A 22,779-nucleotide genomic window follows, 5' to 3' on the forward strand; every position below is an offset into this window, starting at 1 on the left:
CACGAAGCGTTGGTCGCTTTTAGCTAAATGTGGAGCGGCTTGAAGAACGTTGCCAACGCCGCCTCCTTCACCGCTTCCGACATCGTCGGATGCGCGTGGCAGGTGCGGGCGAGATCCTCGGACGAGCCGCCGAACTCCATCAGCACCGCCGCCTCGTGGATCATCTCGCCGGCGCCGAAGCCGACGATATGCACGCCGAGCACGCGGTCTCTCGCCTTGTCGGCGAGGATCTTCACAAAACCATCGGTGTGCAGCATGGCGCGTGCCCGGCCATTGGCGCTGAACGGAAACTTTCCCACCTTGTAGTCGATGCCTGCCTTCTTCAGCTCTTCCTCGGTCTTGCCGACCGAGGCAATTTCGGGGCTGGTGTAGACGACGCTCGGAATGACGTCGTAATTCACATGGCCGGCCTGGCCGGCAATGGTTTCCGCTACCGCCACGCCCTCATCCTCGGCCTTGTGCGCAAGCATCGGCCCGGCGATGACATCGCCGATGGCATAGATGCCGGGAACGTTGGTCCTGAGATGGCCATCGGTCTTGACACGGCCGCGTTCGTCGACGTCGACGCCGGCTTCCTTCAGCCCGAGGCTGTCGGAATAGGCGCGGCGTCCCGTCGAAATCAGCACCGCGTCGGTTTCGATGGTCTCAGCGGCACCGCCCTTGACCGGCTCGAAGGTGACGGTGGCACCCTTCTTCGCCTTGGCGACGCCGGTGACCTTGGCGCCGAGCTTGAACTCGAAACCCTGCTTCGACAAAAGCCGCTGGAACTGTTTGGATACCTCGCCGTCCATCCCGCCCAGGATCGTGTCGAGGAACTCGACCACGGTGACCTTGGCGCCAAGCCGCGCCCACACCGAGCCGAGCTCAAGCCCGATGACACCGCCGCCGACCACCACCAGATGGCCTGGCACCTTGTCCAGCGACAGCGCGCCGGTCGAAGACACGATCACCTTCTCGTCGATGTCGACCTTGACGCCGGGAATGCCGGCGACATCCGAGCCGGTGGCGATGACGATGTTCTTGGTCTCGATCTCCTCGACCTTGCCGTCCTCGCCAGTCACCGAGACCTTGCCAGCCGCGATCACCTTGCCGGTGCCGCGAAACGCATCGATCTTGTTCTTCTTGAACAGGAAGGCGACGCCGTTGACGTTCGAAGACACCGTCGCATCCTTGTGCGCCATCATCTTCTTCAGGTTCAGCTTCGGTGCCGGTATCTCGACGCCCAACGTGTCGAAGGAATGCCCGGCCTCGGCGAACATCTCGGAGGCATGGAGCAGCGCCTTGGACGGGATGCAGCCGATGTTGAGGCAGGTGCCGCCGAAGGTCGCGTTCTTCTCGACCACCGCCGTCTTAAGCCCGAGCTGCGCCGCCTTGATGGCGCAGACATAGCCGCCTGGTCCCGATCCGATGATAACGACGTCATAAGCCATGATACTGTCCTTCTTGATTGGGGCTCAGCGGCCGCCGCTGACATTCAGGATCGCGCCCGTCGTATAGGACGCGGCATCGGATAGAAGATAGAGAACCGCACCCGCGACTTCATCCGCGGTGCCCGCTCTTTTCATCGGCAGTAAATCGCGGAACCGTTCTATCCTGTCCGGCTGTCCGCCAGAGGCATGGATCTCGGTATCGATGAGGCCCGGCCGCACCGCATTGACGCGGATGCCTTCCAGCGCGACCTCACGGGCGAGCCCGATGGTAAAAGTGTCGATGGCACCCTTGGAGGCGGCATAGTCGACAAACTCGCCCGGCGACCCCAATGTCGCTGCCGCCGACGAGATGTTGACGATGGATCCGCCCGACCCGCCATGACGGGTCGACATGCGCTTCACCGCCTCGCGGGCGCAAAGGAACGAGCCGACGACGTTGATGCGCATCATGCGTTCGAGCCGCGCCACATCCATCTCGTCGACGCGCGCCTTGACGTCAACGATGCCGGCATTGTTGACGAAGGCATCGAGCCGGCCATAGGCGCGGTCTACTGCGCCGAACATGGCCACGATATCGGACTCGGCGCCGACATCGCCCTTGACGGCAAAAGCCTCGCCGCCGCCGGCCTTGATCTCGGCGACCAGTGCGTCGGCGGCATTCCGGTTCGAGGCGTAGTTGACCGCGACACGGTAGCCGGCCTTCGAGCCGACCCGGCAGATCGCCGCACCGATGCCCCGGCTGCCGCCGGTGACCAGCAGCACTTTTTGCGTCGCGCTCATTCCTGGCATCCCTTCAAGGCAAACACATCCCACGGCACTTTCGAAAACCCGCTGCCGCCATAGGCCGAGGATTGGCGCAGCGCCGGACCGAGATCTGGCAGGATAAGCATCTTCGGCGCCACGACGCCTTCGGCCGGCAGCAGCCCGATGCTGCCCTTGTCATCCGATGTGTAGATGACACCATGCCAGGGCGTGCAGGCGGCAAGCTCCTCGCCGGTGACGTCGCCCTCCGGGCATTTGTACATCAGCGCGCCGTTCGGCCGCGACACGCCCTCGTTCCACATGACGATACCGTTCAGCACCACATTGTTGTCGAGGATCATCCGGAACGTGTTGGTGACGGACGCCGAGGTGCCGGTCGGCGTAAAATTGATCTCGGCGCCGCTCTGCGTGTCGCCATAGACGGCGAGCTCGATCGGGCAGGCAGCATGAGCGCCAGCGACGGCCAACGCCATGCCGGCCGCGATCGATACGATCGAAAGAACCTTAGAAAGGCTAAGGGAATAAGTCGTCATTCTGCCGCGCAGATCCCTTCCCCTTGCCTACCGTTTAAAAGCCGGATCGGCACCAACCCTAGAGATCGAGCACCAGCCGTTCCGGATCCTCCAGGCTTTCCTTGACGCGCACCAGGAAGGTCACCGCTTCCTTGCCGTCGACGATGCGGTGATCGTAGCTGAGCGCCAGGTACATCATCGGCCGGATCACGATCTGGCCGCCGACCACGACAGGCCGGTCCTGGATCTTGTGCATGCCCAGGATGCCCGACTGCGGAGCGTTGAGGATTGGCGTCGACATCAGCGACCCGTAAACGCCGCCATTGGAAATCGTGAACGTCCCGCCTTGCATGTCGGCGACCGACAGCTTGCCGTCGCGTGCGGCGATGCCCAGCCGGCCGATGTCCTTTTCGATCTCGGCTATCGACATCTGGTCGGCATTGCGCACGACCGGCACGACCAGGCCCTTTTCCGTGCCGACGGCGACACCGATATGGGCGTAGTTCTTGAAGATGATGTCGGTGCCGTCGATCTCCGCGTTGACTGAAGGGATTTCCTTCAAGGCGTGCGTCACGGCCTTGGTGAAGAAGCCCATGAAGCCGAGCTTCACGCCGTGCTTCTTCTCGAACACGTCCTTGTATTTGGTCCTGAGCGCCATCACCGCTGACATGTCGACCTCATTGAAGGTGGTCAGCATCGCGGCGGTCGACTGCGCTTCCTTGAGACGGCGCGCGATGGTCTGGCGCAGCTTGGTCATGCGCACGCGTTCCTCGCGCGATGCGTCGTCGCCCGAGGACGGCGCCCGCACGGCAACCGGTGCGGCCTTGGCCGTCTCGGCCGGCTGCGATGGCGCACCCTTGGAAATGGCGTCGAGCACGTCGCCCTTCAGCACCTGGCCGCGTTTGCCCGAACCCGAGAGCTGGTCGACGGAGAGATTGTGTTCGGCGATCAGTTTCGCCGCCGCCGGCGCGGGCGGCATGCTGCGCGGCTCGACCGGTCCGGCATCGCCGGCGATCTTGGCGGTCTCGGCCGCGGCCTGCTTGCCGGTCGACGCAGCATCCGGCGACGAGGCCTGCGACACCGCCTGCGGCTTGGTCGCAGGCGCTGCGGCCGCGCCACCTGCCGAAATCGAACCCAGCAGCGCGCCGACGCCGACAGTCTCGCCTTCCTTGACGGTGATTTCGCTCAGCGTCCCGGCGGCGGCGGCGGGCACTTCCACCGTCACCTTGTCGGTCTCGAGCTCGACCAGCGGCTCGTCGGCGGCGATCGCGTCGCCGACCTTCTTGAACCATTTGCCGATGGTTGCTTCGGTGACGGATTCGCCGAGAGTGGGAACGCGGATTTCGGTAGCCATTGTGCCTGTCCGTTTCTTGTCGGGTTCTGTTTTGTCAGCCCAATTCTGCTCTATTGGGGCGCTCTGTTCTATTCACCGAGCGCGTCTTCGAGCAAGGCGGCGAGCTGGGCGAGATGCTTGGACATCAACCCGGTCGCTGGCGAAGCGGCCGCCGGGCGGCCGGTGTAGCGGACCCGCTGATGCTTGGCGTCGATATGCGCCAGCACCCATTCCAGATACGGGTCGATGAACGACCAGGCGCCCATGTTCTTGGGCTCCTCCTGGCACCAGACCATCTCGGCATTGCGGAAGCGCGACAGTTCCGTGATCAGCGCCTTGGCCGGGAATGGATAGAGCTGTTCGACGCGCAGCAGGTAGATGTCGTTGATGCCGCGCTTCTCGCGCTCCTCGTAGAGGTCGTAATAGACCTTGCCCGAGCACAGCACGACGCGGCGGATCTTGGAATCCTTGGTGAGCTTGATCGCCTGGTTGGGCAGCAGCTGGGCATCGTCCCACAGCAGCCGGTGGAACGAGCTTTCGCCCGACATTTCCGGCAGCGTCGACACCGCCCGCTTGTGGCGCAGCAGCGACTTCGGCGTCATCAGTATCAGCGGCTTGCGGAAGTCGCGCTTCAGCTGCCGGCGCAGGATGTGGAAGTAGTTGGCCGGCGTCGTGCAGTTGGCGACTTGCATGTTGTCTTCGGCGCAAAGCTGCAGGAAGCGCTCGAGCCGGGCCGAGGAGTGTTCCGGACCCTGGCCCTCATAGCCGTGCGGCAACAGGCACACGAGGCCCGACATTCGGAGCCACTTGCGCTCTCCGCTAGAGATGAACTGGTCGAACACCACCTGGGCGCCATTGGCGAAGTCGCCGAACTGTGCTTCCCACAGCGTCAGTGCCTTCGGCTCGGCCAGGCTGTAGCCATATTCGAAGCCCAGCACCGCCTCTTCCGACAGCATCGAGTTGATGACTTCGTAGCCGGCCTGTGCGGCCGACAGATTGTTGAGCGGGATGTAGCGGGTTTCGTCGCGCTGGTCGTAAAGTACCGAATGGCGCTGCGAGAAGGTGCCGCGTTCGGAATCCTGGCCCGACAGGCGGATCGGATTGCCGTCGAGCAGGATGGCGCCGAAGGCCAGCGCCTCGGCCGTCGACCAGTCGATGCCTTCGCCGGATTCGATCGCCTGGCGGCGGTTCTCGAGGAAGCGGATGATCGTCTTGTGCGCCTCGAAATCCTTCGGCACCTCGGTCAGCTTCTTGCCGATTTCCTTCAGCGTCTTGACCGGCACGGCGGTCTTGCCGCGCCGCTGTTCGTCCTGGTTGTCGGCCGTGCGCAGGCCCGACCAGGCGCCATCGAGCCAATCGGCCTTGTTGGGCTTGTAGTGCTGGCCGACTTCCCACTCGGATTCCAGATGCGCGCGCCAGTCGGCCTTCATCTGGTCGAACTCGGCCTGGGTGATGTGGCCCTCTGCAATCAGGCGGTCGGCATAGATCTGCACCGTCGTCTTGTGGGTGCGGATGTTGCGATACATGATCGGCTGGGTGAAGGCCGGCTCGTCGCCCTCATTGTGGCCGAAGCGGCGGTAGCAGAACATGTCCACCACCACGGGCTTGTGGAACTTCATGCGGAATTCGATCGCCACCTTGGTGGCGTGCACCACGGCTTCCGGGTCGTCGCCGTTGACGTGGAAGATCGGCGCCTCGATCATCTTGGCCACGTCGGACGGATAGGGCGACGAGCGCGAGAAGCGCGGATTGGTGGTGAAGCCGATCTGGTTGTTGATGATGAAATGCAGCGTGCCGGCGACGCGGTGGCCGCGCAGGCCGGACAGGCCGAGGATTTCAGCGATCACGCCCTGGCCGGCGAAGGCGGCGTCGCCGTGCAGCAAGAGCGGCAGCACCTTGGCGCGCTCTTCCAGCGGCACGATTTCCTCGCGGCTGCGGCCGAACAGATAATCCTGCTTGGCGCGTGCCTTGCCCATCACCACCGGATCGACGATTTCCAGATGCGAGGGATTGGCAGTCAAGGACAGATGCACCTTGTTGCCGTCGAACTCGCGGTCCGACGAGGCGCCGAGATGGTACTTGACGTCGCCCGAGCCCTCGACCTCGTCGGGTGCCGCCGAGCCACCCTTGAATTCGTGGAAGATGGCGCGGTGCGGCTTGGCCATCACCTGGGAAAGCACGTTCAGCCGTCCGCGATGCGCCATGCCGAGCACGATTTCCTTCATGCCGAGCTGGCCGCCACGCTTGATGATCTGCTCCAGAGCCGGGATCAGTGCTTCACTGCCGTCGAGGCCGAAACGCTTGGTACCCTTGTACTTGACGTCGATGAATTGTTCGAAACCTTCGGATTCGACCAGCTTCTGCAGGATCGCCTTCTTGCCGGTGGCGGTGAAGGTGATCTCCTTGTCGGCGCCTTCGATGCGCGCCTGGATCCAGGCCTTTTCCTCAGGATCGGAAATATGCATGAACTCGACGCCGAGCGTCGAGCAATAGGTGCGCGTCAGGATTTCCAGCATCTGCCGGATGCTGCCGAATTCGAGCCCGAGCACATTGTCGAGGAAGATCGGCCGGTCGTAATCGGCAGCGGTGAAGCCGTAATTTTCCGGCGACAATTCGTTGTAGTCCTCGAGCGGCTTGGCGATGCCAAGCGGGTCGAGATTGGCGTGCAGATGGCCGCGCATGCGGTAGGCGCGGATCATCATGATGGCGCGCACGGAATCGCGCGTCGCCTGGTGCACATCGGCATCGGAAAGGACGACACCGTTGGTGACCGCCTTGTCCTTGACCTTCTTTTCGATCGTCTTCTCGACGATGCCCCAATTGCCGTCGAGCGCCGACACCAGTTCGCCATTGGCCTGCAGCGGCCAGGAGGGCTTCGCCCATGAAGCGCCCTTGGCATTCTTGCGCACATCGCCGGCATCGTCCTTCAGCCCGGCGAAGAACTCCTGCCATTCGGGATTGACCGAGGCCGGATCGTCCTCATAGGCGGCGTAGAGCGCGTCGATGTAATCGGCATTGCCGCCATAGAGGAAAGAGGTGAGCGAAAACTGGTCGTTGGCCTGATCTTGTCTTGCCATTTTTGTCCGCGGAGCCCGGCTCCGTCTCCTTTTTGGAGTGAATGGTAAGTGGTGAATAGTGAATGGTCAGCGGCAGAGTCGAGATCCGGCAGCCAGGCCAACTATTCATCCGTCCGAGCCATTCACCATTCACTATTCACCACTTACTCATTTCAACCCTTGATCGCCTCGACCAGCGTCGTGCCGAGACGGGCCGGCGAGGGCGATACCTTGATGCCAGCCGATTCCATTGCCGCGATCTTGTCCTCGGCGCCGCCCTTGCCGCCGGAGATGACCGCGCCCGCATGACCCATGGTGCGGCCGGCCGGCGCCGTGCGCCCGGCGATGAAGCCCGCCATCGGCTTCTTGCGGCCACGCTTGGCTTCGTCCTTGAGGAACTGCGCGGCGTCTTCCTCGGCCGAACCGCCGATCTCGCCGATCATGATGATCGACTTGGTCTCGTCGTCGGCCAGGAACATCTCGAGCACATCGATGAACTCGGTGCCCTTGACGGGGTCGCCGCCAATGCCGACGGCGGTGGTCTGGCCGAGGCCGACATTGGTGGTCTGGAACACGGCCTCATAGGTAAGTGTTCCCGAGCGCGAAACAACGCCGACCGAACCCTTGCGGAAGATGTTTCCGGGCATGATGCCGATCTTGCATTCGTTGGGGGTCAAGACGCCCGGGCAGTTCGGACCGATCAGCCGCGAGGTCGAACGGTCGAGCCGCGCCTTGACCCTGATCATGTCCATCACCGGTATGCCTTCGGTGATGCAGATGATCAGCGGGATCTCGGCCTCGATCGCTTCGAGGATTGCTTCGGCGGCGCCCGCCGGCGGCACATAGACCACGGACGCGTTGGCGCCGGTCTTTGCCTTGCCCTCGGCGACGGTGGCGAAGATCGGCAGGCTCTCGCCCTTGGAGCCGGTCCAGGTCTCGCCGCCCTTTTTGGGATGGATGCCGCCGATCATTTTCGTACCGTGATAGGCCAGCGCCTGTTCGGTGTGGAACGTACCGGTCTTGCCGGTCAGGCCCTGCACCAGCACCTTGGTGTTCTTGTCGACGAGAATGGACATGGGTGATAACGCCTCTGGATTCAGCGATTACAAGAAAGGATTGACGGCTCGTACCGAGCCATAAACCTGGTTGTGGTTGAGATCCTCGGTGTAGAAAATCGGCGCACCGAGATACCCGGCCGCGGCGAGAAGCGCGGCGTCGTAGTAGTGAATTCCATAACGGCGCGCGAGGTCCAGCCCAGAGCGGACGTAGCTTTCGTCGACGGGCACCAAAGGGCAGGTCCCGAGGAGAACCAGCCACTGATCGAGCAGGTCATCGCCCAGAAGGGATTTCGCTCGCGACACTGCGGCGAATTCGGCCAAAGTTTGCCCCGACACGCCAAAGATGGTGCTCGATACCAGTTCTGCGGCGATCGGCGCGCGACGTGGATCACGATTCTTCTCCGAAGCCGCGTAGATCAGGACGTTCGTGTCGAGAAAGCAATCGATCCTCCCGGTCGGCATAGGCGTCCCTTCGATCCCACTTGTAAGGGGTGTCGGCGCTGTCGCTCTGTCTCGCGGCCTCGTCCATGAGTCGCTTCATTCCCGCCTTGGCCCAGGCCATCCGGTCTTCCTGCTCGACTTCATGCGCAAGGAGTGAACGAATGAGGGCGTTGAGCGTGGTGTTGCGACGTCCGGCAAGGCCTCGCGCCTTTTCGAGCAGAGCGTCGTCCATGGCTAGGGTGACATTCTTCATCGCCTGTCTCCACATAAATACACAGCCGATATATGTGTGATTATGTGTATTTTTTCAACCGCCATGCCCATGATCTGCATCGCTCAGCCTTCCCCTAACTCGGAAGGCGAGACGCGCCGGTAAACGCCGCTCACCATGTCCTGCCAGGCATCTCTGCCGGCAGGTTTGAACTGCAATCGCATGCGGTAGGCGTCGGCACCGTCAAAAATGTACGTCACGCGCGCGGCGCCGCGCGGCGCCGACCGCTCCAGAGTGAGCTCGTTGCCGTTCCACGTGCCCATGGCCGGCGCCGCCGGCACGAAGCCCATCGAGTCGAACTGATGCATGGTGGCGATGCTGTTTTGCTGGTCGAAGCCAAACACGCTGTGCGCGCCGAACGAGACCGTGCCGTCGCGACGCTGGCGATAGCGCTGCACCACGAACAGCCCGCCGAACTGTGCCTCAGCCAGCACTTCGGAAGTCGCTGTGCCGGCATCGGTCCACTGGGTTGCCGCCACCTCTTCCTCACCACGCCACGCGCCGACCAGCGCCTGCAGGCGCTGGTGATCGGCCGAGAGCGAGGAGAAGGCGGCTGCGTTCATGGGTCAGAGCCGCTTCAGGTCGGCGACGGTTAAGTCGCTCTTGGCGTTGCCGGTGTTGAGCGTCGTCGCCGGTTCGAACATCAGCACGACGGGTTCTTCGCTGAGCGAGCGCGGCCGGTGTTCGACAGCGCGCGGCACGACGATGAACTCGCCGCTGGAGAGCTCCACCGTGCCGTCGCGAAAATCGATTGCGATGCGCCCGCGCAGCACGAGGAAGGCTTCGTCCTCATTGTCATGCGCGTGCCAGTCGAAGACGTCGCCGAACTTGGCGATCTTGACCTGGGCATCGTTGACGTCGCCGGCGATATGCGGATCGAAAACCTTCTTGATCTTCTGATCCGCCGCCTCGACCAGGTTTATCTTGCGCGGAGGCACCAGATCAGCCCTTCACCGCCGCCACGATCTTCTTGGCCGCGTCGTCGAGATCGTCGGCCGATACCACGTTGAGGCCGCTGTCGTTGATGATCTTCTTGCCAAGCTCGGCATTGGTGCCTTCCAGGCGCACCACAAGCGGCACTTCCAGGCCGACTTCCTTGACCGCGGCAATGACGCCCTCGGCAATGATGTCGCACTTCATGATGCCGCCGAAGATGTTGATCAGGATGCCCTTGACCGCCGGATCCTTGGTGATGATCTTGAACGCCGCCGTCACTTTTTCCTTGGACGCACCGCCGCCGACATCGAGGAAGTTGGCGGGTTCGGCACCATAGAGCTTGATGATGTCCATCGTCGCCATGGCGAGGCCGGCGCCGTTCACCATGCAGCCTATATTGCCGTCGAGCGCCACATAAGCGAGGTCGTATTTCGACGCCTCGATCTCCTTCTCGTCCTCTTCGGTGGTGTCGCGCAGTTCGAGCACATCCGGGTGACGAAACAGCGCATTGTTGTCGAACGACACTTTTGCATCGAGCACGCGCAGCCGGCCGTTCTTCATGACGATCAGCGGGTTGACCTCGAGCAGGCTCATGTCCTTCTCGACAAAGGCCTTGTAGAGGATTGGGAACAGCGTGTCGCCGTCCTTGGCTGCGTCACCGTCGAGCTTCAGCGCGCCGTTGAGCGCCTTCAGATCGGCCGATGTGACGCCCTTTTCCGGATCGATGGCGACGGTGATGATCTTTTCCGGCGTGTCGTGCGCGACCGCTTCGATGTCCATGCCGCCTTCCGTCGAGACGACGAAGGCGACGCGGCCGACCGAGCGGTCTACGAGGATCGACAGATAGAGTTCGCGCTCTATGTCGGCGCCGTCCTCGATGTAGAGGCGGTTGACCTGCTTGCCGGCCGGGCCGGTCTGCTTGGTCACCAGCGTGTTGCCCAGCATCTCATTGGCGTTGGTGACGACGTCGGCGACCGACTTCGCCAGCCTGACCCCACCCTTGGCGTCTGGGCCAAGCTCGTTGAATTTGCCCTTGCCGCGGCCGCCGGCATGGATCTGGCTCTTCACCACGTAGAGCGGGCCGGGCAGCGCCCTGGCGGCGGCTTCCGCCTCGCTCGCCTTGAACACCGGCACGCCTTCGGCCACCGGCGCGCCGAAAGACTTCAGCAGCGCCTTGCCCTGATACTCATGGATGTTCATCTGGATCTTCTCCGGGTTACTTGGCGGCGAGTTGCGGCGCGATCTTGACGCAGGCCTCGGTCAGGCCCTGCACCGTCGCCACCGAACTGTCGAACATCTTCTGCTCGCTCTTGTTGAGGTCGATCTCGATGATGCGCTCGACGCCGCCGGCGCCGATCACCACGGGAACGCCGACATAGGTGTTCTTGACGCCATACTGGCCGGATAGATATGCGGCGCACGGCAGCACCCGCTTCTTGTCCTTGAGGTAGGCTTCGGCCATCGAGATCGCCGAGGCGGCCGGCGCATAAAAGGCCGAGCCGGTCTTGAGCAGGCCGACGATCTCGGCGCCGCCGTCGCGGGTGCGCTGCACGATCTGGTCGAGCTTCTCCTTCGAGGTCCAGCCCATCTTGATGAGGTCGGGCAGCGGAATACCGGAAACCGTCGAATAGCGGATCATCGGCACCATGGAATCGCCATGGCCGCCGAGCACGAAGGCGGTGACGTCCTCGACCGAGACCTTGAATTCCTCGGCCAGGAAATAGCGGAAGCGCGCGCTGTCGAGCACGCCGGCCATGCCGACGACATGGCTCTTGGGCAGGCCGGAAAACTTCTGCAGCGCCCACACCATGGCATCGAGCGGATTGGTGATGCAGATGACGAAAGCCTTCGGCGCGTATTTCTTCAGCCCGGCGCCGACCTGCTCCATGACCTTGAGGTTGATGCCCAGAAGGTCGTCGCGGCTCATGCCCGGCTTGCGCGGCACGCCGGCGGTGACGATGCAGACATCGGCACCCTCGATGCCGGCATAGTCGTTAATGCCGGTGAGGCGGCTGTCGAAGCCATCGACCGGCGATGACTGCGCGATATCGAGCCCCTTGCCCTGCGGGATACCCTCGGCAATGTCGAACAGCACCACGTCGCCGAGGTCCTTGAGGCCGATCATGTGGGCGAGCGTGCCGCCGATCATGCCAGAGCCGATGAGCGCTATCTTGTTGCGTGCCATGTGAGGAAATTTTCCCTTTGTCTGTGACGACGCCCAAATCCCTGGCGATCTGGGTTGGCGGCGTCGAGGAAGAGGCCGGAATGCAGCGGGGACCCGCGAGACTTCGCCGCATCCAGTAGCCCCGGTGGAAAATATATTCAATCGATTATTTTCGAGTGAATAATTTCAATCGGTTAGAAACATTGGGATTTACGTAAACGTCAAAGTTTGTAAGCCGACTTGCAAGGTTTACGCAATGAGTATGGAAATCAGAAGGCTATTTCCAGGCGATGACGCCGTTGTGATACTGGCACCAAATCTCCCCCCGGAGATGTCGCCAAAGGCGACAGAGGGGGTCGCCTCGCGTGAAGCGCTGGCGCCATCTGTGCCGCGCCCGGTCGAACCAACCCCCCTCTGGCCTGCCGTCCATCTCCCCCTCGAGGAGGGAGAATCGATCGTCGCGACGGTTTCGTAAATCACCAAGGATGCATGGGGGCGAACCTACGCGTCCCTACGCCTGCGCCTGCTGCGCTTCTGGCGCCGTCTTCATCTTCCGCCGCTCCGCCCAATCCTCCAGCCAGTCGTGGCTTTGCATCTCGATCAGGCGCGATGCCGTGCGTTCGAATTCGAAGACCTCGACGCCGCGCCTTGCGAGATAAAGCTGCGACGGCGGAGCCTCTGCACTCATCACCAGCCGCACATGATGGTCATAAAGCGTGTCGATCAACAGGATGAAGCGCTTGGCCTCGTTGCGCTTGCCTTCGCCGAGCACTGGGACATGATCGACGAAGATGGTCGAAAAGCGCCCGGCGATCGCCAGGTAGTCGCGTGCCCCATGCGGCTTTTCACAGAGATCGGCGAAGGAGAACCGCGCCACGTCGCCGGCGGCGCGCGGCACGACCACTTGCCGGCCTTTGAGGGCAAGTGACGTCTGGCCCTCTGGCACTCCGCGCGTCATGGCTTGCCAAGCCTCGTCGAGTATCTGGTCGGCCGCCGCATCGGCCGGCGTGACATAGACCGGTGTGCGGGCGAGTTTTTCCAGCCGGTAGTCCTTGTCGGCGTCGAGCGAGAGCACCTGTGCATGCCGCTGCAGAATGCCGATGAAAGGCAGGAAAAGCTGGCGGTTCAGTCCATCTCTATAAAGATCTTCCGGCGCCACGTTCGAGGTGGCGACCAGCACCACGCCGCTGGCAAACAGCGCCGAAAACAGCCGCGACAGGATCATCGCATCGGCAATGTCGGTAACCGAGAACTCGTCGAAGCACAGCACCCAGGCCTGCTCGGCGAGCGCCTTGGCCACGGGCGGGATCGGATCGTCTTCCCTGACGTCGCCGTTCTTGCGCGCCTGCCGGTGCTTCTGGATACGATCCTGCACATCGGCCATGAAGTCGTTGAAATGGACGCGGCGCTTGCGCCGCACCGGCAGCAGGTCGAAGAACATATCCATCAGCATGGTCTTGCCGCGGCCGACGCCGCCATGGATGTAGAGGCCTTTGACGGCCTCATGCGTCTCGCGCTTGCGGGCAAACAGCCAGCCCAGCGCGCTGGACTTGTGTGCCAGTCGCTTGGCCGAAATCTCGTCGGTCAGCCGGTCCAGCGCGGCGGTGATCCGCTCCTGCGCCGGATCGCGGCCGATCGCACCGGTTTCCACCAGATGGTCGTAGCGCTGCCTGACGGTCGCATGGGTCTGGAGGCCGTCACGCAGATGCATTGGTCACGTCATTTGCTTTTATGCATGTCGCTGTCCCAAAACGGGGCCACTTCTGGGCGAAATGCATTCGGAAGGGCTAGCCTATCTTGTAAGCGAAATCGGCTGGCCGTTCGAAGTCTGGCCGTCGAATTTCGAGCCGCCCGAGGAATAGAGCCGCGCCAGCGCGCCGCCATTCTCGTCATAGAGCGTGAGCTGCTTGCCGGCGACGTTCCACGACTTGATGCCGTCGATCGGTGCCGGGCAATGCAGCGGCCCGGCGCGGAAGCCGGCGCCGAATTTGGTCTGCGGCGTCGCCACCTTGCAGCTCTGGCCCGAAACGTTGGCATTCCAGACACCCGCGACGCTGGCGGCGTTGAGGTCCGAAGCGCCGGCCGGTGCCGTGCCGTCCGGCGGCAGCGAGGCGACCTGCGTGTTCGCCGGCGCGGTCGGGAATTGCGACGGGTCCGTGGTGCCGGGCGAAGCCGGCGGCGGCAACTGGTTCGCGGTCACCTTGCCGGCGGGCGCCGCCTCCAGCGGTGCCGGCTGCTGATCATCCATCGACGAGAAACGTGACGTCGAACAGCCGCTCGCAACGAGCGCGGCCAGCGATACGGCCACCAGACCGGTTTTCGAAAAAGTCATTCCAACCTCCGTCGGATCCGGCTGGGGGAAGCCGTCCGCACAATCTCACCTCCACCAAGATGGAGAAGGTGGCGAAATTTCAACCCGATATGGTTAAAATACGGTTTGCGGCAAGATTTGTTGCAAATTTATCGCAATCGCGATGGCACGGGCCACTTGTCGCGCATCGCCCTGAGGTCCCGGTCGACACCGTGCCGCCCCCTCCCCTGCCATTCGGCGGTCAAGTGCTTGCGCAAGCAGGCACAGCGCCTATGTCAGGGGGACGAAACCTGCTGGAGCCGCAAAATTGGCCGCGAGAAAGAAAGCCGCCAATCGCTACTATAGCGGCCCGCCCAGCGATCATTTCGACGGCACCCTGTTCTTCAATCCCGACGGCCAGCTGCCCGGCCGTTTCGCCGACCTGCTGAAATGGCAGTTGAATGGCAAGCGCTCGAAATGGCCGGCGACGAATCCAAGCCCCTTTCCGCAGGCAAGGCCGGCCGCGAAGGTCGAAGGCGCGGCGCTGAACGTAACGATGGTGGGCCATTCCACCTTGCTGATCCAGACGGGCGGTCTGAACATCCTGACCGACCCGGTCTGGTCGCAGCGTGCGTCGCCGCTTTTCTTCGCCGGACCAAAACGCATCAATCCGCCAGGCATCGCCTTCGCCGACCTGCCGCCGATCGACCTCGTGCTGGTCAGCCACAACCATTACGACCATCTCGACCTCGCCACGCTGAAGCGGCTGAAGGCCGGCCACGACCCGCTGGTGCTTACCCCGCTCGGCAACGATACCCTGATCGGCGATGCGATTCCCGGCATGCGGCTGTCGGCCCATGATTGGGGCGACAGGGTAGAGGTCGGCAACGGCATCGCCGTCCATGTCGAGCCGGTGCACCACTGGTCGGCGCGCGGCGCCCGCGACCGGCGCATGGCGCTGTGGGCCGGCTTCGTCGTCGAAACGCCTGATAGCAAGCTCTATTTCGCCGGTGACACCGGCTTTCACGATGGCATCAACTACCGGCAGATGGCCGGGAAACATGGCGGTTTCCGCTTCGCCATCCTGCCGATCGGTGCCTATGAGCCGCGCTGGTTCATGGCGCCGCAGCACCAGAATCCGGGGGAAGCGGTGCAAGGCATGACGCTGTGCAACGCCGCTTTCGCCGCCGGCTGCCACTGGGGCACCTTCCAGCTCACCGACGAACCGATCGACGAACCGGCGCGGAAATTGACCGAGGCACTTGACGATCAAGGCATCCCACGAGGGCGCTTTCGCGCCTTGCGGCCCGGAGAGATCTGGAGCGTGCCCGAGATCGGGCGCGGCTGACATCTGCGTTGGGCATTTACGGACCGATCATTTTCGCGGATGGTCCGCCTAACGGGCAGAGGGGGAATTTCAGATGAAATCGATCATGGCAATTCTGATGGCGCTGGCGTTTTCGACGCCATGCGCTTTCGCAGGCGAAATCACCGATCGCGCCACCGAGGCCGAAAAACTGCTGCAGTCGGGTGATGGCGCCGGCGCGCTGGACAAATTCCGCGGCGCCGAGGAAGCCCTTTGGCAAGCGATGCCGCTGGCCGTCCAGAACGTCAAACAGGTCGATTCCGCAAGCGGTTTCGGCATCTACAGCGAGCGTGCCAATCGCATCTACAAACCCGGCGAGAAGATCGTGCTCTATATGGAGCCTGTTGGCTATGGCTACGGCTCGGACGGTCTCGGCAACAGCATGATCGCGCTTTCGGTCGACATCACCGTCGTTTCCGCGGCTGGCGAGACTCTCGGCACGAGTGAGAAGGTCGGCCGTGTCCAGGTCGCCTCCCGCTCACACAACCGCGAACTGTTCTTCAAGCTGGACCTGTCCCTCGACGGCTTGCCGCCCGGCAAATACCGGTGCGACTTTCTCATGCATGACGAGAATTCGAACAAGACGGCGCCCTTCACCACCGATATCGAGATCGCCGGCTAGGTCGGCCAACGGGCAGCGGCCTCGCAAGCCGACGGGAACCCAAGCGCGGCAGCCGCGTTTTTCACACGGTTTCAAAATCTGTCGGTTTGCGAGGCATTCCCATGCTCAAATGGATCGTCATTTTGCTGATCGTCGCCGCGGCGGCGAGCTTGCTCGGCATGCCGGCGCTGGCAGGTGCTGCCGCCACCGGGGCGCGCATCCTCATCGGCATCGTTCTGATCATCTTCCTGCTGATGGTACTTGGCATTTTCGCGGTGACGTAAAGCGGCTCCGCACTGGTAATTCCTGCCCGTTTCCGCCATATAGCGGCAATCGGACACGGAACTTTCGGAGCAATGGCCAGCACTGCCCCTTTCGCCAAGATGAACGGCATCGGCAACGAGATCATCGTTGCCGACATGCGTGGCCGTGCCGATCGGGTGACGGCGGCCGCGGCAATTGCGCTGAACGCCGATGCCGCGACAAGGTTCGACCAGATCATGGCGATCCACGACGCCAGGACGCCGGGCACCGCCTTTTTCATCGACATATTGAATTCCGACGGAACCAGCGCGCAGGCCTGCGGCAACGGCATGCGCTGCGTCGTCCAGGCGCTGGCCGCCGAGACCGGCCAGAAGACCTTCACCTTCGAGACCGTCGCCGGCATTCTCAACGCGCGCGAACATGCCGATGGCTCGATCTCGGTCGACATGGGCATACCGCGCTTCGGCTGGCAGGACATTCCGCTGGCCGAGGAATTTCATGATACCCGCAAGATCGAGCTGCAGATCGGCCCGATCGACGCGCCGGTGCTGCATTCACCCTCTGTCGTCTCAATGGGCAACCCGCACGCCATCTTCTGGGTCGACCGCGACGTCTGGTCCTACGAACTCGACCGCTTCGGCCCGCTGCTCGAGAACCATCCGATGTTTCCCGAACGCGCCAACATCACCATCGCTCAGGTCACTTCGCCCGAAACCATGATCATCCGCACATGGGAACGTGGCGCCGGCCTGACCAAGGCCTGTGGCTCGGCCTCCTGCGCCGCGGTGGTCGCAGCCGCCAGAACCAATCGGACCGGCCGCAGCGTCAGCCTGTTGACCCCCGGCGGCGGCACGCTGCATGTCGAATGGCGCGGCGATGACCACGTCATCCTCACCGGCGCGGCCGAATGGGAATTTTCCGGCAGCTTCGATCCGGCGACCGGAACATGGGCTCGCGACACCGAAAGCGCGGCCTGATGTCCGCTCTGTCCAAGAGCCCGGTGTCCAGGGGCATCGATGTGGTGACCTTCGGCTGCCGGCTGAACACCTATGAATCCGAAGTGATGCGGCGCGAGGCTGAAACCGCCGGCCTCGGCGCGCTGGAAGGCGGCGCCGTGATCTTCAACACCTGCGCCGTCACCGGCGAGGCGGTGCGCCAGGCCAAACAGGCGATCCGCAAGGCGCGCCGCGACAACCCGCAAACCCGCATCATCGTCACCGGCTGCGCCGCGCAAACCGAGCCTGAAAAATTCGCCGCAATGGAGGAGGTCGATCTCGTGCTCGGCAACGAGGAGAAGCTGAAGGCGAACTCCTATCGCGCGCTGCCGGATTTCGGCGTCAACGACACCGAGAAGGCGCGCGTCAATGACATCTTTTCGGTGCGCGAAACCGCCAGCCACATGGTCGACGCCATCGAGGGCCGTGCACGCGCCTTCGTCCAGGTGCAGAACGGCTGCGACCACCGCTGCACCTTCTGCATCATCCCTTACGGCCGCGGCAATTCACGCTCGGTGCCGATGGGCGCCGTGGTCGAGCAGGTCAAGCGGCTCGCCGGCAACGGCTATGCCGAGATCGTGCTGACCGGTGTCGACATGACCAGTTTTGGCGCCGACCTGCCGGGCGCCCCGAAGCTCGGCAGACTGGTAAAAACCATCTTCAGGCAGGTGCCCGACGTGAAGCGCCTGCGGCTGTCCTCGATCGATTCGATCGAGGCCGACGACGATCTGCTCGACGCCATCGCCACCGAACCCAGGCTGATGCCCCATCTGCATCTGTCGCTGCAGTCGGGCGACGACATGATCCTGAAGCGCATGAAGCGCCGGCATCTGCGCGATCAGTCGATCCGCTTCTGCGAGGACGTTCGCAAGCTGCGCCCCGGCATCGTGTTCGGCGCCGACATCATCGCCGGCTTCCCGACCGAGACCGACGAGATGTTCGAGAACTCGGAAAAAATCGTCGAGGAGTGTGGCCTGACTCACCTCCACGTCTTCCCGTTCAGCCCGCGCGAAGGCACGCCCGCCGCGCGCATGCCGCAGCTCCGCCGCGAATTGGTCAAGCAGCGCGCCGCCCGGCTGCGCGCCGCTGGTGATGCCGCGTATCGGCGCCATCTGTCGTCGCTTTCCGGAACCCGTCAGTCGATCCTGATCGAGCGCGACGGACTTGGCCGCACCGAAGGGTTTACGCTTGCCGCACTCGGCACGGGCGTGCCGGGTGAGATCGTCGAGGCCGATATATCAGGCCACGACGGTACCAAGCTGATCGCGACCCCCCTTGCCGCCCGCGCGGCCTGAGAAACGCAAAGCATGGCTGGTTTTTTCAAGAAGATATTTTCGTTCGGCAAGAAAGAGGTGGTCGAGGAGCGGGTCGACGAGACCGCCCCGCTGCCGCCGATCAAGTGGGAAGCGCTCGATGCGCTGAAGCCGGCGGCCGAGCAGGTCGTTCCGGAGTTTTTGAAGCGCGACGAACTGGACCCCGAGGCGGAAGCCGCGCCGACGCCGACAGTCGAGCCGGAGGTGATTCCAGCGCCGAAACCGGCGCCTATCGAGGAACCGGTGCCCGAGCCGGCACCGACCATTCCGCCAGCACCGGAGCCTGCCGTTCCGCCCGCGCCGGAACCCCTGCCGGAGCCCGAGCCGGAAGAAGAACCCGCGCCTGAGACACCCGTCGAGCCGCCGGCGCCCGAGGAAATACCAACGCCTCCCGCCGTTCCGGAGCCTGCTCCCAAACCGCGGCCGCAAGAGGTACCGCCACCCGCGCCGTCCGAGCCTGAGATCGTTCCGTCGCGCCCGGAAAAGCAACCGGAACCGGCCCCGGTCGAAGTGCCGACGCCGCCGGTCGAGGTCCCTGCAGGGACACCAACTCCGATCGAGGTGCCGACACCGGCGCCGGCCCCTGCTCAGCCACCGTCAGAGGTCAGCGCAGCCCCTCATCCGCCTGCCGGCACCTTCTCCCCGTATAGAGACGGGGAGAAGGGAGATAGCGGTGACGCCGCGCCTCCTCTTTCAGACTTCGAGGAAGAAGCCTCAACGCTGACGCCCCCCTCGCCCCGTCCTTCACGGGGAGAGGGCGAGGGGCAGCGCAAACCTGCGCAAGACGTGGCTGAAGCTCCGTCGGCCGAGATCGTACCTCCCATTCGCCAGCCCGCGCCGATCGAATCGCAGCCGATCATCGCCGAGATCGCACCCGAACCGCAGGCCGTCCCGCAACCCGCGCCAAGATCCGTTCCCGCGCCCGGCAAGGTGACCGTCACCAGGAAAGTCGAGCAGAAGGCCGAGCCGCGGAAGGCGCCGGAACCGGCGCCGAGGCGTTCTTGGTTCCAGCGCATGAAGGACGGGCTTGCCCGTTCGTCCAAGGAACTGACCGGCAACATTGCCGGTGTCTTCACCAAGCGCAAGCTGGACGAGGAGACGCTGCAGGATCTGGAGGACGTGCTGATCCGTGCCGATCTCGGCATGGAAACCGCGCTGCGCGTCACCGATGCGCTGGCCGCCAGCCGCTACGGCAAGGATGTCTCCGACACCGAGGTTCGCGCCATCATGGCGGCGGAGGTGGAGAAGGTGCTGACCCACGTCGCCATGCCGCTGGAACTTGATCTTTCGCATAAGCCGCATGTCATCCTGGTGGTCGGCGTCAACGGCACCGGCAAGACCACGACCATCGGCAAGCTCGCGGCCAAGCTCACCGATGGCGGCCTGTCGGTGATGCTCGCCGCCGGCGACACCTTCCGCGCCGCGGCGATCGAGCAGTTGAAGATCTGGGGCGAACGGACGAAATCGCCGGTCATCGCCTCCAAGCTCGGCGCCGATGCCGCAGGGTTGGCCTACGACGCCTTCGAAAAGGCTAGGGAAGCCGGCTCCGACGTGCTGATCATCGACACCGCCGGCCGCCTGCAAAACAAGACCGAACTGATGGCCGAGCTCGAAAAGATCGTCCGCGTGCTCGGCAAGCTCGATCCGGAAGCGCCGCACACCGTTTTGCAAACGGTCGACGCGACCACCGGCCAGAACGCGCTCAACCAGGTAGAGATCTTCCGCAATGTCGCCGGCGTCAACGGCTTGGTGATGACCAAGCTGGACGGCACGGCGCGCGGCGGTATTCTGGTGGCGATCGCGGCAAAGCACAAATTGCCGGTCTATTTCATCGGCGTCGGCGAACAGGTCGACGACCTCGAACCCTTCTCGGCAAGCGAATTCGCCAGGGCGATTGCTGGAGTGGCGTAGCAAGCATGTCCCAAAAAGTTGCAGACTTTTTGGATCAGATCATGCGCAAGAAAGAGATTCCATGAACCCACCCATTCTCGAACGCGACCCGTCCGACCCGCAAAAACAAAAGAAGGAAGGCGTCAATCCGCTTCTCAAGCTGGTGCTGGAGTTGGGGCCGTTGATGGTGTTCTTCTTCGCCAATGCGCGCGGCCAATGGCTGGTGCAGAAATTCCCTGCTCTGGCCGAATTCGGCGGCCCGATCTTCGTCGCCACGGGCCTGTTCATGGCCGCCACGGCAATCGCGCTGATCGCCTCATGGCTGCTGATGCGCACCTTGCCGATCATGCCGATGGTGTCGGGCGTCGTCGTCTTCATCTTCGGCGCGCTGACGCTCTATCTGCAGGACGACATCTTCATCAAGATGAAGCCCACCATCGTCAACATGCTGTTCGGCGGCGTGCTGCTCGGCGGCCTTTATTTCGGCAAGTCGCTGCTTGGCTATGTCTTCGATTCGGCCTTCAGCCTCGATGCCGAAGGCTGGCGCAAGCTGACCTTCCGCTGGGGCCTGTTCTTCCTGTTCCTGGCCCTTGCCAATGAAGTGGTGTGGCGGAATTTTTCCACCGACACCTGGGTTACCTTCAAGGTCTGGGGCATCATGCCGATCACGCTTCTGTTCACCTTCAGCCAGATGCCGCTGATCCTGCGCCATTCGCTCGAGGACAAGGCCGGGAAATAGGGAGAGGGCGATGGAATTCGTCACCACGCGCGATGAGCTGAGGACGATCTACAAGACGCCGCGGCCGACCGACGGCTCGATCCGCAAGGAATTGAAGGCGCTCGACGGCCATTGCCGCTCCTTCATCGGCAAGAGCCCGTTCGTACTGATCGGCTCGTCCGACGGCGCCGGCAATGCCGACGTGACGCCGAAGGGCGACAAGCCTGGCTTCGCCGCCGTGCTCGACGACACGACCATCGCCATTCCGGACCGGCCCGGCAACAACCGGCTCGACACGCTTGAGAACATTCTCGTCAATCCCTCCGTCGGGCTGCTGTTCCTCATTCCTGGCATGAACGAGACGCTGCGCGTCAACGGCGAAGCCCGCATCACCGTGGACGGGGGCTTGCGCAAACGGCTTGCCGTCGACGGCAAGGAGCCGCAGAGCGTCGTCGTGGTCAGCGTCAAGACCGCCTACATGCATTGCGCCAAGGCCTTCATGCGCTCGGACCTGTGGAAGCCGGAAACCTGGTACGACCGCGCGACGCTGCCGACGCTCGGCCAGATCCTGCGCGACCAGCTGGCACTTGCCGATTCGGTCGAGGCGACCGACCGCTGGCTGGACGACGGCTACAAGCAGACGATGTGGTAGGCTTTCGGGACGACGATTCGTCCTGAACGGTTCGATATCTTGCTGAACATCCTTGCCATTTCCGGCAGCCTGCGCGCGGCCTCCACCAATTCGGCGCTGATCGCCGCACTGGCGCGCAACGCGCCGCCAGGCTGTCGCGTCACCGCCTATGACGGACTTGGCCGTCTGCCGATCTTCAATCCCGACGATGAGGGCGAGCGGACACCGCTCGAGGCCTCCGCGCTGATCGATGCCGTCACCCGAGCCGACGGCGTTATCGTCTCGTGTCCCGAATATGCCCACGGCGTGCCCGGCGGGCTGAAGAATGCGCTCGACTGGCTGGTCTCGCGCGACGCCGCCGTCGCCAAGCCGGCCATGCTGGCGCATGCCTCGTTACGCTCGCTGTTCGCCCGCGCCGCACTGGCCGAGATCATGCGCACCATGTCGTTCGTGCTTTGCGAGGAAATGCTGGAGATTGCCCTGCTCGGCAAGAAGCCGCCGGAGGTGGAGGCTGTCTTGGCCGAGCCGGAAAACCGGCAGGCGATGCGCAACGCCGTTTCAGCGTTCGCGGAGTTCATTCGCGCGCGTTGATACCGGGCAGCCATCACCGCGCTTCGTCATCCTAGGGCGGAGCAAGGAGCGCAGCGACGCGGCGCAGACCCTAGGATCCTGTGTGTTGTTCCCATGCTATGTTTGAAGTGGGAAGGAGACCGAGAGGATCCTGGTCGTCCTTTCACAGGACAGGCCG

General features: G+C 63.4%; 23 protein-coding genes. 9 read left to right on the top strand and 14 right to left on the bottom strand.

Features of this window, described 5'->3' with window-relative positions; all coding sequences use genetic code 11:
* Window positions 1-23: 23 nt before the first annotated feature.
* The 14 genes from lpdA to NKH03_RS18550 form a co-directional block, all read right to left on the bottom strand.
* Window positions 24-1,430, bottom strand: coding sequence for a dihydrolipoyl dehydrogenase (gene lpdA / locus NKH03_RS18485; RefSeq protein ID WP_352969672.1), 1,407 nt, complete (start codon window positions 1,428-1,430; stop codon window positions 24-26).
* Between the two features lie 24 nt (window positions 1,431-1,454).
* Entirely contained in the window at window positions 1,455-2,210 is a 756-nt protein-coding gene (locus NKH03_RS18490; RefSeq protein ID WP_352969674.1) for an SDR family oxidoreductase, read from the bottom strand.
* Window positions 2,207-2,665, bottom strand: coding sequence for a hypothetical protein (locus NKH03_RS18495; protein WP_502913525.1), 459 nt, complete (start codon window positions 2,663-2,665; stop codon window positions 2,207-2,209). Before NKH03_RS18495 ends, NKH03_RS18490 begins: the two co-directional genes overlap by 4 nt.
* 118 nt (window positions 2,666-2,783) lie before the next feature.
* Window positions 2,784-4,058 (bottom strand): 2-oxoglutarate dehydrogenase complex dihydrolipoyllysine-residue succinyltransferase, encoded by a 1,275-nt coding sequence (odhB, locus tag NKH03_RS18500; protein WP_352969678.1) that lies wholly within the window; start codon window positions 4,056-4,058, stop codon window positions 2,784-2,786.
* A 68-nt stretch (window positions 4,059-4,126) separates the two neighbouring features.
* Window positions 4,127-7,114, bottom strand: coding sequence for a 2-oxoglutarate dehydrogenase E1 component (locus NKH03_RS18505; protein ID WP_352879796.1), 2,988 nt, complete (start codon window positions 7,112-7,114; stop codon window positions 4,127-4,129).
* Window positions 7,115-7,266: 152 nt separating this feature from the next.
* On the bottom strand, window positions 7,267-8,169 hold the full coding sequence (gene sucD, locus NKH03_RS18510; RefSeq protein WP_352969680.1) for a succinate--CoA ligase subunit alpha: 903 nt from the start codon (window positions 8,167-8,169) through the stop codon (window positions 7,267-7,269).
* Between the two features lie 27 nt (window positions 8,170-8,196).
* Window positions 8,197-8,613: a PIN domain-containing protein gene (locus NKH03_RS18515; protein ID WP_352663844.1), complete on the bottom strand. Its 417-nt coding sequence runs from the start codon at window positions 8,611-8,613 to the stop codon at window positions 8,197-8,199.
* Window positions 8,540-8,845, bottom strand: a complete 306-nt coding sequence (locus NKH03_RS18520; protein WP_352866315.1) for a hypothetical protein — start codon at window positions 8,843-8,845, stop codon at window positions 8,540-8,542. The genes NKH03_RS18515 and NKH03_RS18520 overlap by 74 nt, the downstream gene beginning before the upstream one ends.
* 83 nt (window positions 8,846-8,928) lie before the next feature.
* Complete coding sequence (locus tag NKH03_RS18525) at window positions 8,929-9,426, bottom strand: DUF1579 family protein (RefSeq protein ID WP_352969682.1); 498 nt, start codon at window positions 9,424-9,426, stop codon at window positions 8,929-8,931.
* 3 nt (window positions 9,427-9,429) lie between these two features.
* A complete protein-coding gene (locus NKH03_RS18530; RefSeq protein WP_352866319.1) occupies window positions 9,430-9,801 on the bottom strand; it encodes a cupin domain-containing protein in 372 nt (123 codons plus the stop codon).
* A gap of 4 nt (window positions 9,802-9,805) precedes the next feature.
* Window positions 9,806-10,999, bottom strand: coding sequence for an ADP-forming succinate--CoA ligase subunit beta (gene sucC, locus NKH03_RS18535; protein WP_352969684.1), 1,194 nt, complete (start codon window positions 10,997-10,999; stop codon window positions 9,806-9,808).
* Between the two features lie 16 nt (window positions 11,000-11,015).
* A complete protein-coding gene (gene mdh, locus NKH03_RS18540; RefSeq protein WP_352866323.1) occupies window positions 11,016-11,984 on the bottom strand; it encodes a malate dehydrogenase in 969 nt (322 codons plus the stop codon).
* Between the two features lie 490 nt (window positions 11,985-12,474).
* Entirely contained in the window at window positions 12,475-13,674 is a 1,200-nt protein-coding gene (zapE, locus tag NKH03_RS18545; RefSeq protein ID WP_352969686.1) for a cell division protein ZapE, read from the bottom strand.
* 81 nt (window positions 13,675-13,755) lie between these two features.
* The gene (locus NKH03_RS18550; protein WP_352866329.1) at window positions 13,756-14,295 is read right to left on the bottom strand and encodes a protease inhibitor Inh/omp19 family protein; all 540 of its coding nucleotides are present in this window, start codon (window positions 14,293-14,295) and stop codon (window positions 13,756-13,758) included.
* Between the two features lie 286 nt (window positions 14,296-14,581).
* Between NKH03_RS18550 and NKH03_RS18555 the strand changes: the two genes are divergently transcribed.
* The 9 genes from NKH03_RS18555 to NKH03_RS18595 all read left to right on the top strand — a co-directional run bounded on the left by NKH03_RS18555 (window position 14,582) and on the right by NKH03_RS18595 (window position 22,622).
* The gene (locus tag NKH03_RS18555) at window positions 14,582-15,601 is read left to right on the top strand and encodes an MBL fold metallo-hydrolase (protein ID WP_352969688.1); all 1,020 of its coding nucleotides are present in this window, start codon (window positions 14,582-14,584) and stop codon (window positions 15,599-15,601) included.
* A gap of 73 nt (window positions 15,602-15,674) precedes the next feature.
* The gene (locus NKH03_RS18560) at window positions 15,675-16,241 is read left to right on the top strand and encodes a hypothetical protein (protein ID WP_352969690.1); all 567 of its coding nucleotides are present in this window, start codon (window positions 15,675-15,677) and stop codon (window positions 16,239-16,241) included.
* 101 nt (window positions 16,242-16,342) lie between these two features.
* Complete coding sequence (locus NKH03_RS18565) at window positions 16,343-16,504, top strand: DUF1328 family protein (RefSeq protein WP_128304269.1); 162 nt, start codon at window positions 16,343-16,345, stop codon at window positions 16,502-16,504.
* A 72-nt stretch (window positions 16,505-16,576) separates the two neighbouring features.
* Complete coding sequence (dapF, locus tag NKH03_RS18570; RefSeq protein ID WP_352969692.1) at window positions 16,577-17,461, top strand: diaminopimelate epimerase; 885 nt, start codon at window positions 16,577-16,579, stop codon at window positions 17,459-17,461.
* On the top strand, window positions 17,461-18,774 hold the full coding sequence (mtaB, locus tag NKH03_RS18575; protein WP_352969694.1) for a tRNA (N(6)-L-threonylcarbamoyladenosine(37)-C(2))-methylthiotransferase MtaB: 1,314 nt from the start codon (window positions 17,461-17,463) through the stop codon (window positions 18,772-18,774). The genes dapF and mtaB overlap by 1 nt, the downstream gene beginning before the upstream one ends.
* Before the next feature lie 480 nt (window positions 18,775-19,254).
* Window positions 19,255-20,703, top strand: coding sequence for a signal recognition particle-docking protein FtsY (ftsY, locus tag NKH03_RS18580; protein ID WP_502913526.1), 1,449 nt, complete (start codon window positions 19,255-19,257; stop codon window positions 20,701-20,703).
* Between the two features lie 61 nt (window positions 20,704-20,764).
* The gene (locus NKH03_RS18585; protein WP_352866343.1) at window positions 20,765-21,421 is read left to right on the top strand and encodes a septation protein A; all 657 of its coding nucleotides are present in this window, start codon (window positions 20,765-20,767) and stop codon (window positions 21,419-21,421) included.
* Window positions 21,422-21,431: 10 nt separating this feature from the next.
* Window positions 21,432-22,052 carry a pyridoxamine 5'-phosphate oxidase family protein gene (locus NKH03_RS18590; protein WP_352969696.1) on the top strand — a complete coding sequence of 207 codons (621 nt, stop codon included), beginning with the start codon at window positions 21,432-21,434 and terminating at the stop codon, window positions 22,050-22,052.
* A gap of 39 nt (window positions 22,053-22,091) precedes the next feature.
* A complete protein-coding gene (locus NKH03_RS18595; RefSeq protein WP_352969698.1) occupies window positions 22,092-22,622 on the top strand; it encodes an NADPH-dependent FMN reductase in 531 nt (176 codons plus the stop codon).
* The last annotated feature ends 157 nt before the right edge of the window (window positions 22,623-22,779 follow it).

It is taken from the genome of Mesorhizobium sp. M1406 (genome assembly GCF_040317555.1).
In the GTDB taxonomy this organism is placed as follows: Bacteria; Pseudomonadota; Alphaproteobacteria; order Rhizobiales; family Rhizobiaceae; genus Mesorhizobium.